This is a genomic window from Paenisporosarcina indica (genome assembly GCF_001939075.1).
Lineage (GTDB): Bacteria > Bacillota > Bacilli > Bacillales_A > Planococcaceae > Paenisporosarcina > Paenisporosarcina indica.
The window spans coordinates 196,429-211,070 of sequence record NZ_MPTA01000003.1 but is presented as its reverse complement, the minus strand read 5'-3'; the positions used below and the strand labels follow the sequence as shown (position 1 = coordinate 211,070).

At 37.2% G+C, this 14,642-nt stretch carries 11 protein-coding genes; 10 read left to right on the top strand and 1 reads right to left on the bottom strand.

Annotated features, from left to right (window positions below):
- Nucleotides 1–197 precede the first annotated feature (197 nt).
- The 3 genes from GY23_RS10345 to GY23_RS10330 all read left to right on the top strand — a co-directional run bounded on the left by GY23_RS10345 (nt 198) and on the right by GY23_RS10330 (nt 3,014).
- Complete coding sequence (locus tag GY23_RS10345; RefSeq protein WP_075619146.1) at nt 198–467, top strand: hypothetical protein; 270 nt, start codon at nt 198–200, stop codon at nt 465–467.
- A gap of 204 nt (nt 468–671) precedes the next feature.
- Nucleotides 672–1,097 carry a ferritin-like domain-containing protein gene (locus GY23_RS10335; protein ID WP_075619144.1) on the top strand — a complete coding sequence of 142 codons (426 nt, stop codon included), beginning with the start codon at nt 672–674 and terminating at the stop codon, nt 1,095–1,097.
- Nucleotides 1,098–1,343: 246 nt separating this feature from the next.
- Nucleotides 1,344–3,014, top strand: coding sequence for a M4 family metallopeptidase (locus tag GY23_RS10330; RefSeq protein ID WP_075619143.1), 1,671 nt, complete (start codon nt 1,344–1,346; stop codon nt 3,012–3,014).
- Nucleotides 3,015–3,373: 359 nt separating this feature from the next.
- Here GY23_RS10330 and GY23_RS10325 read toward each other — a convergent pair whose 3' ends face one another.
- A complete protein-coding gene (locus tag GY23_RS10325; protein ID WP_075619142.1) occupies nt 3,374–4,192 on the bottom strand; it encodes a protein-glutamine gamma-glutamyltransferase in 819 nt (272 codons plus the stop codon).
- Between the two features lie 439 nt (nt 4,193–4,631).
- Here GY23_RS10325 and GY23_RS10320 point away from each other — a divergent pair, with 439 nt between their 5' ends.
- The 7 genes from GY23_RS10320 to GY23_RS10290 all read left to right on the top strand — a co-directional run bounded on the left by GY23_RS10320 (nt 4,632) and on the right by GY23_RS10290 (nt 14,611).
- Nucleotides 4,632–5,531 carry an acetamidase/formamidase family protein gene (locus tag GY23_RS10320; RefSeq protein WP_075619141.1) on the top strand — a complete coding sequence of 300 codons (900 nt, stop codon included), beginning with the start codon at nt 4,632–4,634 and terminating at the stop codon, nt 5,529–5,531.
- 367 nt (nt 5,532–5,898) lie between these two features.
- Nucleotides 5,899–6,474: a copper resistance CopC family protein gene (locus tag GY23_RS10315; protein WP_075619140.1), complete on the top strand. Its 576-nt coding sequence runs from the start codon at nt 5,899–5,901 to the stop codon at nt 6,472–6,474.
- Nucleotides 6,471–7,565: a copper resistance D family protein gene (locus GY23_RS10310; protein WP_075619139.1), complete on the top strand. Its 1,095-nt coding sequence runs from the start codon at nt 6,471–6,473 to the stop codon at nt 7,563–7,565. The genes GY23_RS10315 and GY23_RS10310 overlap by 4 nt, the downstream gene beginning before the upstream one ends.
- A gap of 424 nt (nt 7,566–7,989) precedes the next feature.
- Entirely contained in the window at nt 7,990–9,531 is a 1,542-nt protein-coding gene (locus GY23_RS10305) for a sensor domain-containing diguanylate cyclase (protein ID WP_075619138.1), read from the top strand.
- A gap of 631 nt (nt 9,532–10,162) precedes the next feature.
- Nucleotides 10,163–12,097 (top strand): FUSC family protein, encoded by a 1,935-nt coding sequence (locus GY23_RS10300; RefSeq protein WP_245827640.1) that lies wholly within the window; start codon nt 10,163–10,165, stop codon nt 12,095–12,097.
- Nucleotides 12,098–12,432: 335 nt separating this feature from the next.
- Nucleotides 12,433–13,110 carry an LbetaH domain-containing protein gene (locus tag GY23_RS10295; RefSeq protein WP_245827639.1) on the top strand — a complete coding sequence of 226 codons (678 nt, stop codon included), beginning with the start codon at nt 12,433–12,435 and terminating at the stop codon, nt 13,108–13,110.
- A 583-nt stretch (nt 13,111–13,693) separates the two neighbouring features.
- Nucleotides 13,694–14,611, top strand: a complete 918-nt coding sequence (locus tag GY23_RS10290) for a fumarylacetoacetate hydrolase family protein (RefSeq protein ID WP_075619135.1) — start codon at nt 13,694–13,696, stop codon at nt 14,609–14,611.
- Nucleotides 14,612–14,642: the final 31 nt, after the last annotated feature.

The window sequence follows — 14,642 nt, the reverse complement described above, 5'->3', positions numbered from 1 at the left end:
AAAAATGGAGGAAACTGAATGATTCACAAAACTTACAAACCAATGCCACCACTCGTCAATGCCATTGTTGAATAGGGATTATATGCATTTGGCATGACAACAGTGGATTGAAGGTTTACCTAGTTATATCAAGGTTTATTTAATTTCACTGTGCGAAAGTTGAGATTAACCATTTTAATATAAAGGATGTGTAACTAATGAATTACGGAAATAATAATCAAAATGGTCAAAATACTGAATCACCAGAAATTTATGCTGCTAGGCTCTCATTAATCGGAACTGCACTTTCCACATTAGGTGATGGTCTCCAGACAGTCGCAGCAGGAATTACGCTACAAGAATTAGAAAACCCAAATACTCAAGATTCACAAAAACAATTAGATCTATCAAGTCAATTAGAATTAATGCAAAAGCAAATTGATCAATTATCTAGAAAAATAGATAAAATGGAACGAAAAAATAGGTGAAGAAATTATTTTGCTTAAAGTCTTTCCTCATTTTTTGATACTCAGCATCTCTATTATTAATTTGGGCAATGTAAAGGGTTATTCAACTGGTCAATTCCTAACAACAAATCTCAGCCAAACTATGACTAATTTTTTCAATAAAGCATCGGACAAGATTATTCTAAGTACATCCCTTCATAAACTGATAATGGAGGTGAAAACGAAATGAATCAAAACTCTATGCAGCCTTCTACTAATACGGAATTCATCAATGATATTTCTAAAACCCTTAATGGGGAATATCAAGCAATTTATTGTTATGAAATATTAGCCAATCAAGCTACGAATGCTGAGATAAAAAGCAGAATTCTCGAAATAAGAAATGATGAAATTAGGCACTTTCAAACTTTTTCTCACATTTATTTTTCATTAACAGGAAGTCAACCAACTCCAAAATTAACTAAACAGTGCCCGAATGATTATAAAAGTGGAATACTAGCTGCATTTACAGATGAACAGGAAACCGTAGATTTTTATCATGAAATCGCTAGAAAATACAGTAATGCTGTTATTAGAAATGCATTCACGCAAGCGTCTGCCGATGAGCAAAACCACGCAGTTTGGTTTTTGTATTTTATGAATCATCATTAAATTTGTATCCGCCGGCTTCCAGGTCGGTTTTTTTTTGTCAATTAGTTGTAAGGTGCTAAGTAAAGTTGTGAGTAGGTGCGAATCTATATACTACATATTAGGATAATATACCTACACAAACAAACCATTTAGGTATATTTTACATTATTTATAAAAATTATAAAATTTAAATAATTCTAAGTATTCATTCAAATCATTTTATACTAATCTATAATTAAAATTATCTAATGAAGGAGGTATAAAGTATTGAAGAAAAAGCTTATTGCACCTGTATTTCTGTCGTCTGCATTGTTGATTGGATCTATCCCAGTAAGTAGTGTATTTGCCCACTCGGTTGATTCTAGTGAGGTTAGTAGGGTACAAGCATCTAAGGAGTGGAATGAGAAAGCAAGCGTTCCATTATTTGTGAAGGAGCGATTTGAACAGAAATTCTCTACTAGCACCCCTACCAATGCATTAAATTATTTGAAGAAAAACCAAAGTAAAACTGGAATTACAAATCCGGATAAAAACCTAAAAGTGAAAAGTGTACAAAAAGATGAACTGGGTATGACTCACGTCCGTTTTAATCAAGCAATAAATGGAGTTAACGTAGAAGGATCCGAAGTTATTGTTCATTTTAATGAGAATAATGAATTAGTATCAGTGAACGGAAGAATAAATCAGACGATTGTCGAGCATGGGGTGGACACGACTGCCACTTTAAGTAGTGATGCTGCTCTAAAGGTGGCGTTAACCTCTGTCAATGCCACTGAAGAGCTGACATATGAACCAACTACTGAGCTTGTTGTCTATCCTTTTGACAAGGAAAATCATACAGCTTTTAAAGTGAATGTTAACTTCATGGGTGATGAACCTGGAAACTGGTTTGTGTTTGTGGATGCAAATACGGGTGAAGTAATCGATAAGTATAATGGCTTAATGCATGCACAAGAAAATAAAACACAAAAAGGCGTTGGAAAAGGCGTTCATGGCGAACACAGGGAATTGCATATTACCAAAGTGAAGGAACCGAAATCTGGAACTAAGTTTGCGTTAGCAGATTATTCTCATGAAAATCTTGAAGGTATTTTTACCTATGATGCTAAAAATGATGGAAGTTCAGGGAATGATACTCTATATGTTGGGAATTCAGCTTCATTTAAAGGCGACTATGATCGAGCTGCTGTCGATGCACACTATAATTCCGAGAAGGTATATGAGTATTTTCTTAATGAACATGGCCGTAATTCCCTGGATGGGGATGGAATGGCAATCGTTTCTAAAGTTCACTATGGCGAAAATTATAACAACGCATTTTGGAACGGCAGTTATATGACATATGGAGATGGTGACGGTGAGTTCTTTATTTCACTATCAGCAGGCCTTGATGTTGCTGCTCACGAAATGACTCACGGTGTCATCTCTAAGACTGCAAATTTAGTATACCGCCATCAATCTGGAGCCCTAAACGAATCATTTGCTGATGTTTTTGGTGTACTGGTTGACGATGAAGATTGGGAAGTGGGCGAGAATATTATGGCACCGGCTGCAAAAGCTGGAGGTGTAACAAGATTGCGGAGCTTAAGTGATCCAAACAGTGTTGTCGTTAGTAATGCGCAAAGAGCAGCATATGGCAGTGGGGTCTATCCGGCTCATATGGATGAATATTATAATATGCCAACTAATGTAGATAATGGCGGTGTCCATGTTAACTCCTCCATTACCAATCATGCTGCATACTTGATAGGTCTAGAAATTGGAAGGGAAAAATTAGGACAAATTTACTATCGTGCTTTAACTGTTTATTTATCCCCTAATTCAAACTTTAGCGACGCACGTCAAGCTATCGTTCAGTCTGCAATCGATATTTATGGTGAAGGCAGCGCAGAAGAAGTAGCAGTTCAATCTGGATTTGATGCGGTAGGAATTTACTAAGTAGATAATTGGAACGTATGCAGAAAAAATAAAAGTGTCTGTCCCCGGCCGCATTATTGCGGTAGTGAATAAGGGGACAGGCACTTTTTTTCGGCTGTACTAGTTGTAGTAGACCTTCAACTTCTGGGTGTATCTGGAATGGCTAAAATTTTCCCGGCAATCGTTTTTAGTTTGTGTTCTTCGCGTCAAAAATGGAAGATTCACGAAAAATAAAATGAGTCTAGATTTAGAAAAATAGGGATTATTATTGCAGAATTTATTCTTGTCCCTAGATAGGAAAGGAATTCTCGAAGTGCACTGGGAAATGTGGTAATTGATACTGTGTTTCACGGTATGTCTTAGCGGACGATGCGATTAAATTAGAGAACATAACGATCAATTGGAACCGAACTTTCGTTATGATGGACGATATATGGATATTTATTAAACGAATAACCTGGATTCGACATCAAAAGTGTCGCCAAATGTTTAAAAGATGGTCTTCCAACTATATTTGTCAGATAGGCTGATCGATTTGTCCCTGGACTTCTCGCTTGATTCAGAGCATGAATAATTTGTTCAGCTGTCATTATTCCCAACCCATGACCAAAATAAGTACCGTCTCCTAAAACAACAGCATTTTCTCCTCTCCAATATGGGGTTTGTGGGTTGAAGTCCGGGTTTTCAAAATAGATGACATCTCCAGGCAGAAAATGGGTTGTATAAATTGGTTTTATTCCGAGGTCAGAATCAGCATGCCAACTGTATAAGTAGATGTTTGGAAAAAATTGATTAAATAAGGCTTCTCCCATAGAGTTTAGGACCGCATGGTAAATGATAATTACCTTTGCTGTAGCACATTCAAAAGCATATTGTGAACTGTTCAAGTAGATATCCTGAATCGCATCAGATGGTTTTACTCCATGCCGCAGCAGGAATCCGCCGGTTCTAGTCAAATCCCAGTATTGAGGATTACAACGGGAATTTGCAAAACTTTCAAACCTTACATTGCTTTGATTCATGGCTCTTGCACTTAGAATAATATTTTTTCGCAAATTAACTTCAAACGATAATTCACCTATGGACTGATACGAGTAAACGGCTGTATCTTCATTCATCCGTTGAATAATCATTCTTTCTAAGCTCCCTGACGACCACAAGTCACTTTGTTGAAAGGGCAACCCCGATAGTTGAATCATAATAAACCTCTTTTCAAGATCGAGAATAAATTCATATTATTACCTAGCATATTCAAGAATCGTTTTATTGTGTAGCTTTCAAAAATTACCCGCTGAAATATGGTGGAAGATTTGTGACTTGAATTAAATGATTTTCATAGTAATTTATGTGCTGCCATAGTTTTGTTTTTATTAAGACCTTTTGAAATATCCGTGCTTCTTTATATCAGATTAATAGTTACGAGCCCCTGTCCAAAACAATCATGAACTTTTAAACAATCACAATAATTCAAACTAACGTGATTGTATTTGACACAGCAGACATTAAAGAAGAAATTAGTGCAATTAGAGGAATGGTTTATAACTCTAGATATTAATAATTATTAGTATAAGCTATAATAGAATTAATAGAGTATTATGATAATTAGCGAGATTATCATTCAGGAAATGAGGAATGAACATGGAGACATTGACACGTGAGTCGGGAATTATATATGAATTCAATAAAGAAAATACATATAACAAGAAAGTTGCATCTGGTACAACGATCAAAATTGAAACATATGATTGTTTTCAAAATCAAATTCAATCAGAAGAAACAGTTGTAGATGAAATAAATTGGAATAACATTAACCCAGCGACTGGTCCCATTTATGTTGAAGGCGCAATGCCAGGAGACGTATTGAAAGTGAAAATTGACGAAATTGAAATTGGTAATCAAGGTGTCATGGTAGTAGGTCCAAATTTGGGGGTCATGGGCCATCGAATTGAAAAGATGACAGCAAAGATTCTACCCATAGAAGGTGGAAAAGTCCGATTCAATCATATTGAAATTCCAGTAAACAAAATGATTGGTGTCATTGGTGTTGCTCCCGCAAACGAAGGCATAAATTGTGGGACACCAGGGCCACACGGTGGAAATATGGATAACAAAATGATTACAGAAGGAGCAACATTGTACTTCCCTGTATTCACCGAGGGTGCACTTTTTGGCTTGGGAGATTTGCATGCCGCTATGGGTGATGGAGAAGTCAGTGTTTCTGGAGTAGAAGTACCTGGGGTAGTTACGGTTTCGCTAGAAGTTATAAAAGGAGAGTCACTCCAACATCCAATGCTTGAAAATGAAGAGGTATTTACACAAATTGTTTCCGCTTCAACACTGGACGAGGCGGCAAAGGTAGCAACGGAAGAGATGATTCAACGAATCGTTCATAAATCCGAATTAACAGTAGATGAGATAACGATGTTAATGAGTGCTGCAGGGCATACCGAGATCTGTCAAATTGTCGATCCTTTGATGACGGCAAGATTTGTCGTCCCGAAGTGGTTACTGAAGCAGTTGAACGTAAAGTTAATTTAATTGACAAGCCAGACCTAAAACAATATAGGAAACCACAAGCGACCGAATCGTATTTCGGTCGCTTGTTTTGTATGATAGCAGCTCAACGAACACTATTTGTATACCTATTACCTGTTACAGAAACTATTCTGTACAAGTAAACTATGATGCATTCAATGGTCAAAGCGGGAGCGGGAAGAACTACTAAGGCTAGCCAAGGAAGTTTAATAAGCCGCTACATTTACTGGTTTTATTTATCATATGCTTAAGTAAAGTATTTTTTATGCATGAGTTGGTAGCCATCTCCACCAAAATGTCATAGGCTAATGGTTTAATCTGTTGAAATCTTGGTAGAATAAATGAATAGCTAGTAAATGGAGGTAACATAATGAAGAAGATTTTCTTAACGATTTTATTCTTTGTACTATTTTCAAATTCAGTTTCGGCCCACTCAACCATAATAAATTCCACTCCGTCTGATGGAGAGACGGTTAAGGAACAATTATCAGTGATAGATATGCAATTTAATACCAGTATTGAAAATATGAGTACATTTACATTGAAGGATGTAAGTGGGGGAGAAATCCCAGTAAATACTTCGGTGAATGGTGACCGACTTAGCGGGACAGTTGAATCTCCTCTTCAAAATGGAGAGTATACCGTAGACTGGAATATTATAGGGGATGATGGTCATCCAATCACGGGTTCATATTCCTTCTCGGTAGCACTTCCAGAATCACAAATATCCACTCCTGAGACATCAAAACCTGATGAAGAGAGTGCAATAATTGAAAATAAGGTCCCCGCAAATGATGAAGAGAGTGAAGCAATCGAAAACAAAGCTTCGGCAGATTCAGATAATGATGCAGGTTCATCGAATAATTTTATGACCATCGGGATTGTCGTGTTGGCTGCCATTGTAGTAATCACTTTATTTTCTATGGTTAGAAAAAGTAAGAAATGATTTGGGTTTATATTAGTGAGCTTTTGCTTTATCTTTCCTTTTCCATCTTAACTGGTACTTTAATTATTCAATTAGTCCCAAAGAGCTTGAAGCCCACGATCTTATTAAATAAACGGATAGTCCAATTATCGATTATCGGGATTATGGTGTTTTCAGCTGCACCAGTGTTACGACTTGTTCAAATCTTTTATAAAGACCAAGGTTTGCTTGAGGCAATGTTAAATGTCATTAGAAGTTTTGAAGTTGGAAGGGCGTGGAGTCTAACCGTAGTGATTGCCTTATTCTTCTTTCTACTTGTGACGTTTTTTCCTGTTTTTCAGAATCGAAAATTGACCATTCTCTCTATGGCTTATCTATTTGCTCTTATTCTTGTTTTCGCATGGGCAAGCCATTCTACTTCAATTGCTAATTGGTCTGGGTTTGTGTTTCATACACTACACTATGCAGCTGTCATAACATGGGTAGGAATCCTGTTGGTTGTAGGGTGGTTTTCGATAGATTCACGGAATTGGCTTCAATTCCTGAGCTGGTTTACATCAGTAGCAGTCATATGCCTGATGTTCATCTTTGGTTCGGGAATAATCCTTATGCAATTTGTGCTCGATACAAAGGATTATGGGAATGCTTGGGCGATTCCATATGGACAGGCTTTGTTAATCAAGCATCTCTTGATTTTACCCGTCTTGATCTTCGCTTTTATCAATGGCATTTGGGCGAAAAGGAAGTTGGAACAGAAAGAGAAAGTGAATCCACTTCCGTGGGTTAAAGTGGAAAGTGTGGCTCTGCTCTTGGTATTCGCTGCTACTGCCGTACTTGGACAGCAAGAACCGCCATTAAACATAGATCAAACACTTCTGAACAATGGACCATCTGCTCTTTTTGACTTCTTTTATGCAGGAACAATTGATACTGTTGAAAATATACAGATTAATTTTAGTAACATTAGTGTGATTTTGTTTATTTTATCTGCAATATTTGCGTTAATCATGTTATATGCATTCAAAATGAGAGCATCCACGGTCGTTTCCTTTGTAATGGGGCTTCTTTGTACGCTCTGCCTGTATCTTGGCTTCATGTCGAGTATTCAATAAACGGGTTTCACTAGAAGGAACTACACGTTACTAGGGTGAAAAAGGTCTAGCCAAAAAGCGCTTGAAAATATATATAAGAAAGGGGCTGTCCCAAAGGTCATAGAAAATGACTTTTAGGGCAGCTCTCTTCATATTTTATAAAAATCAAATTACAGGTAAGTTCAGCTGAATAATCTGAATGTTGTTTCAAATCCATTGGTAGCAAATACATTAACCTTTCCACTCACAAACAAAATTCTTAGCCGAATGTTTTTCGAAATGTATGGGTACCGATTTCTTTCCGTCTCACTTGTTTTGCAGTGTCACTTACTAGTTGTCACAATTATTACCTAATATGTGGGGAATTGAAAATAGAGAGTTACATTATTAAAAACTAATGCTATATTTTTATAATGAATAATTTTACTTTTAAGGATGTAATGAAATGAAAACTTTGCGATTTTGGATATTGCTACTGATTTCCGTTACCATGGTATGCATGTTAGGGATAGGTTTAATTTCAGCTTACTTTGTAATTAAAAATAACTTAGTTAATGATTCTCAAATAGTCAATAAGGAGTACTCTGAAAGTGTAGCTCAAAATACCGAAAAACTGTTTGACAGAATGCTATCAACCTTAACTATTGTTGCAGAACAAATTCCACATACTATGCATGATCCTACTCTTGTTGAAGAACGTTTGAAACGACTATTAATTAGTGGAAATCACTTCAATTCAATGTCCGTTGTAAATTCTGATGGTGTTGTCATTGCCACATCTCCTGATGTAGGAATAACGGGGGCAAAACTTAAATCTACTGGTACTCTGGAAGCCCTTGCTAACAGAATACCAACAGTTTCTAGTCCATATACGGCTACTACAGGACGTCTTATCATATTAGTCTCAGCCCCTTTATGGAGTGAAGAGCATGAATATTTGGGTTTTATTGCTGGAACTATTTATCTACAGGAGGAAAATTCTCTGCAAGAGGTTATTGGCACACACTTTGCTAATAACGGTTCATATATATGGGTAGTGGATGAAAAAGGAAATCTTATATATCATCCTTCAGAAGAAAGAGTCGGAGATCCTGTTAAAAATAACCCGATTACTCAAAAAGTACTCAGAGGTGAAAGTGGTTCTCAGCGTGTAACAAATACCTTAGACCAAGACTTTCTTGCAAGCTACACATATTTGCCAACGTCCAGGTGGGGAATCGTTTCACAGACTCCTTATGAAGTTGTCGTGAACCCGGTTGGAGGAATCATTCTTAAAATGTTTTGGCTTGCAATCCCACTTATCTTAATTACAATGGGACTCGCGGTTTATGTCGCAAATAAAATTGTTTTTCCAATACGAGATTTAGCATTTTTTTCACAACAATTAAGAGAGCATGGGTTAACCAAGAGACCAATTATTCCAACCTGGTATTATGAAGTTAAACAATTAGACGAAACTATCCATGCTTATGCCTTAGAGCAGAAAATTAAATTAGATAGATTCGAAGAAACTTCTCTTACAGACACTTTAACAGGATTAAAAAATAGAAGATTCATGGAAGACATCAAACGTAAATGGCTAGAAACCGAACAGGAATTCTCTGTGATTATGATTGATATTGATAAATTTAAACTTGTCAATGATACTTACGGACATCAAGTTGGAGATGAAGTTCTCCAATTTCTATCAAGACTGATGATTGATACAATAGCGAGCGAGGGATTCCCACTACGCATTGGGGGAGAAGAATTCCTAATTCTTTTGCCGGATAAAGATTTGGAAAAAGCAACAAGTATTGCGGAAACGTTGCGCCAACGTCTTGAAGTGACCGATAGCCCAACAGGTAGACCAATCAACATTTCAGTTGGTGTCGGCGAGTACTCTAAAGGAGAAAACTACTCAGATTTCCTTAACCGTATAGATCTCGCTCTTTATGTAGCAAAATCAAATGGCCGAAACCGAGTGGAACAATCAATCAATAAATAAAATAACTAGATTGGTCTCAGGTGTTGTTTTTTGTCTGAGAAATGGAACGTATTTTTTATTGAGTAGATGACTCAGTATTTTAGAGACCTTAAACAATATAAATAAAAAGACAGTGATTCAGGTGAAATACCTAAACCATTGTCTTTTTTAATTATAAATGGGATTAACGAAGTAAGTTCGAATGCTGTATTTGTTCTAAAAAAGAGCTTGGAACAAACAATTAATCGATGATTTCCATTCCATATTAATAGGTAATACAAATCAACTACCCGAAAATAATGGGTGGTTGATTTTCATTATTGCTCTTCTTTAAGCTCAGTTATATCGATTTCGGATCGTTCATCTAATAAATGTCTAAATGCACAGTCGCTGTTTTTTCATCTTCGTGGATTTGTACTTACGAAGCATTTTCTTTCAATAGGGATGATAAAATTATAGGACAGCGGCAAAATATTGCCCTTTCAAGATTCTTCGGTATAGTGTGACAAAAGTGATTATAACTGATCATGTAACATCCAAAAAAGGGATGCAGCCGTCATTAATTTGAATAGTTGCATTTCCCCTTGTTCATAATTTTTGTTATCACCCAGTTTCAGCGGTATAATTACTAATTAAAAAAGAGGAAATCCACTTGAGAAATATCCCTTCCGAATCCATCTTTTCCACACTTTTATTGACCATCAAACAAGCTTTTGCAGTAAACAAGATTCCCCTTCCTTGGATGAAGGCTTTTAGTGCAGGTATTTGTGCTGGTTTACCAGTACTAATCGGTTATTTGTTGGGTAGTTTAGAGTACGGACTTATTGCAGGTCTCGGAGGCTTAACGTATCTTTATGTATTTAACATTCCATATGCATTTCGAGCTAAAAAATTATTTTTTGCATTAATCGGATTATCGATTGCAATGGGGCTAGGCACGTTGTTTGCGCCTTATCCTTTTGTATCAGCGTTTGTAGTTGCGTTAATTGGATCGATTGGTACGTTCCTGTTTGGGGCTTTACGAATTACAGGCCCGGCGGCAATCTTTTTTGTTTTAGTTTTTTTAATGGGCACGGGAATGCCTGTGGATCCATCATTAGCCCCACTACGTGCAGGACTTGTTTTTCTAAGCGGAGCATTTTCTTGGGTCATTGGTATGATTGGCTGGTTTAACAACCCACATGGACCAGAGAAAGTGGCAGTGAAGAAAGTATACGCTGAACTTGCTGTTTTAATCGAATCGGCTGGAACTGAAGGTTTCGATGGTTCCAAGCAAAAAATCAAAGCTTCTTTAAAATCAGCAGAAGAACTTCTCTTGTCTGGATACATTCCTTGGCGGGTTTCGGAAACCTTTAAACGTCTTGTTTTATTGAACGAAGAGGCAAATAATATGTTTCTATATGTTCTCGAAAATGTTGGGAAGCTAGAAGGGAAATTGCCTAACGAAATTGGAGCGACCCTTCGATTTATTTCCGGTATCATTGACAAAAATGAGCAGGAAATTCTTCCATCACTTGAAGTGCCTAATAATCAGCTTGCCCGTTTGTATGAAATGGTAAATGAAGCTAGCATGCTTCTAAACGATCCATTATCCAATATCCACCACCGAGAGATAAGCATTTCGAAGTCTTCTCTTCGTGTCGTACTTGGGGGAGCATTCGATAAGAATTCTGTTGTGTTTTTGAATACAATACGTTACGGTTCAGTTCTTTTTGTAGCTGCAATTATTGCACAATCATTTGATTTTAATCGCTCGTATTGGGTAACTTTATCGTGTGCCGCTGTCTTATCAGGAGCAACTATTATGGGGACATTCCACCGAGCAATTCAGCGTTCACTTGGGACAATTGTTGGGATATTAACCGCTACAGCCATTCTCTATTTTCAACCAGATGGCTATGTCATTGTGATCGCTATTTTTCTTTTGACATTTTTGACAGAGCTAGCTATTGTTTTGAATTACGGAATTGCTGCATTATTTATTACTCCGAATGCATTATTGCTTGCAGAAAGTACGACAAAAATACATGATATCTCCTATTTTGCTTCTGCTCGTGTATTTGACGTACTCATCGGGTGTGCAATTGGTCTAATTGGGACTCTCGTCATGAACCGGAAAAGTGCAGCTAGCATAGTTCCCCATACAATGGCAAAAACAATTCGAAGTCAACAACAATTTTTTCTCACACTTTTTTCGAAAGAATCTAGTCTAATAAAACCTGAACATTCAAGAGAACTAAGCAAAATGCAGACAAACCTTACGAATTTAAAAATTGTCTATACGACTGCTTTAGGAGAAATTTCTAGAGATAAAGCACGACTGGATCTTCTATATCCTGCGATCCACTCGATTGAACAGCTTGGTTATTTACTAGATACCTCGGCTAAATATAAAGATCGGCCAATACTCCCTGATAGCGAACTTTCGCAAATGTTACTCGTTTTTGAGATGATGGCAAAATCAGCAGAACAGGAACTAGAATTTTCTAAAAAATCTATTCCTGAGATAAGAGGATTTAATAAAATACAAACGGAAGTCCATCGTCTGCAGGATTCACTGTATGCAAGTGGATTGAAGGTTAAATAGAATAGAAATAGGAGTGCAGGATTAGATGAACCCGTTACGAATCCTATCTCAAACATTGAAAATGCAATATTAAATGGCTATCAATTTGTATATAAATTGGATAGCCATTTATTGTTGATGTATAGGGATTTTAGTAATTTAAACTGCGTTGATAATCTGGTGATTAGTCCTTTAAATCTTATTGAGGATTCAACTATGGAGGCATATTGGTGGTGCATTCCTTCTGCATATAAGGATTGCTACCTAACATCATCTTTATTAATAATTGTCCATTCCTCACGCAATCTTCTGCATAAAATAAGTAGATGCCAATAGATTGTGAAGGAGGTGATTACGTGATAGAAAAAAATGAATCAAACTCCTCTTCTTATAACCATTCTCACTGTTTTGAACCATTCATTAGTCCCAACCCTAAAACTTCATTTAATCCTGTTCAAATTTTCCCTAAAATTGACAAAACCTCGTTTATAAGTCAGTTTTCCAGTGTCATAGGTGATGTTACCATTAGAAACAATGTATATGTAGCTCCTAATGTAAGCATACGTGCGGATGAAGGAACTCCTTTTTATATAGGTTCTAATACAAATATCCAGGACGGAGTAATTTTACATGGTTTATTAAATAAAAGGATTTCAGTTGGAGGAAAAAGGTATTCTATATTCATTGGAAATGAAGTGACCATCGCTCATGGTGCCCTTGTCCATGGTCCATGTTGTATCGATGACAAAGTATTTGTTGGTTTTAATGCCATTGTTTATAGAGCAATTATAGGCAGAGGCTCATTTATTTCTTATAATGCAGTAGTAACTAATGGTGTTCGAATTCCACCTAATAGGTTCGTCCCACCTGGAGCTAATATTGATTCTCAAGAAAAAGCGGATGCACTTTCACCAGTGCCAGAGGATAGTAATGAATTTGCACGTGAAGTTCAACGGGTCAATCAGGAATTCCCCGCATCTTATCATTTGTTATTTGGGAATAATCGTTGCTCATGTGGAATTGCCTATGACTAACATTTAAAGTGTGAAATGTATGCTCGTTCGAGTCCTTTTCGTAGAGGACTCTTAATAGAAATGCGAAGCTGTCATCGAGGCAGCTTTTCTTATTGTAAAGGGAAAGGGGCGTTGGAAAATGTACATAACATATGAGATTGTGAGCCCCTTGTCCGAAACAATCATGAATTTTACACAATCACGTAAGTTCAAACTTACGTGATCATTTTTGACTCAGGGGCGAAACACTCAGGAGATCTAGAATCCTCTTACCTGTCAGCACATCTAATCCTGATGTCGACCCATCAATCTAAAGAAGATTTATATTTTTTGAATTTTATCGTATTAAAGTTTAGAAATTAACTCTTCACTAAATGTGTTTTTGGAAACGAAGAAGGAGGGAAATTCTCCTTCTTTTTTGATGCGTTTTTTTCGCGGTTGATTTCAAGCAAGAACATTTTCACTGATTAATTTTTTAATCAATTCTTTATTACGGGTTATTTAAAAAAAGTGGAGGTTCTTAATTTAAATAAGCAAGAATATATTTTTTTAAATACGTGGTCTGACCGTAGGACCAGATTGATGTTAAGAAGGAGTGGGAGATTTGCGATTATGTTCATTCTGTTCATTCGTTGGTTCCGCTGAAGTAAAGTTAGGGGTTCGGACGGGGAGTGGTGTTGTGGATGTGGCTGCGACTGCAGCTAAGAGTGGATTGGTGGTTCCGAGTAGTCTTCAGGAATTGATTGAGGCTGGCGAAATTGGGTATAAGCAGCTGCAAACTGTGCTCGAAAAGGAGTTGGTAGTAGTCTCAGAAGAGAAACTTCAGTTTGCACCGCCGTTAAGCTCACCGGAAAAGGTGATTTGTGTAGGGTTGAATTATGAGAAGCATGCGAAAGAGGGCGAAATGCCAATTCCGGAGTATCCGATTTACTTTGCGAAGTATGCGAACAGCTTGGCCGGCCATAAGGAAGAGATTGTGCTGACAGAGTATGTGAAGAAAGTAGATTACGAGGTTGAGCTTATTGTCGTAATCGGCAAGGAAGCGAAGGATGTATCGAAGGAAGAGGCACTCGACTTTGTGTATGGTTATTCCACTGGAAATGACTACAGTGTCCGGGAGTTGCAAAGCCGCAATAGCCAGTGGATGTACGGAAAGGCGATTGACCAGTTTGCACCGTTCGGTCCTTATATCGTGACTGCCGATGAAGTTCTGGATCCGCAGGCTCTTGATTTGAAGCTTTGGGTGAATGGTGATCTTCGCCAAAACTCGAATACAGCAGATATGATCTTCACGGTTGCAGATATAGTGAGCGATTTGTCAAAAGTCATGACATTGAACCCGGGGGATGTCATTTTCACTGGAACGCCTGAAGGGGTAATTTTAGGAATGGAAGAGAAAGTGTGGTTGAAGGCAGGAGATAAAGTTGTTTGTGAAGTAGGTGACTTCGGACAATTGGAGAACGAATTAATCAGCCAAGAACAAGTGAAAGAAGTTTCGGAGGAATTAGTAGCCAAGACTTAAGGACAAAGGCTATTCATTTAATTGTAAGCGC

What these genes read in the sequence shown, in the direction of transcription:
- GY23_RS10310 (WP_075619139.1), top strand. Translation starts at nt 6,471, where the DNA reads ATGATTTGGGTTTATATTAGTGAGCTTTTGCTTTATCTTTCCTTTTCC.
- GY23_RS10305 (WP_075619138.1), top strand. Translation starts at nt 7,990, where the DNA reads ATGAAAACTTTGCGATTTTGGATATTGCTACTGATTTCCGTTACCATG.
- GY23_RS10315 (WP_075619140.1), top strand. Translation starts at nt 5,899, where the DNA reads ATGAAGAAGATTTTCTTAACGATTTTATTCTTTGTACTATTTTCAAAT.
- GY23_RS10345 (WP_075619146.1), top strand. Translation starts at nt 198, where the DNA reads ATGAATTACGGAAATAATAATCAAAATGGTCAAAATACTGAATCACCA.
- GY23_RS10325 (WP_075619142.1), bottom strand. Translation starts at nt 4,192, where the DNA reads ATGATTCAACTATCGGGGTTGCCCTTTCAACAAAGTGACTTGTGGTCG.
- GY23_RS10335 (WP_075619144.1), top strand. Translation starts at nt 672, where the DNA reads ATGAATCAAAACTCTATGCAGCCTTCTACTAATACGGAATTCATCAAT.
- GY23_RS10320 (WP_075619141.1), top strand. Translation starts at nt 4,632, where the DNA reads ATGGAGACATTGACACGTGAGTCGGGAATTATATATGAATTCAATAAA.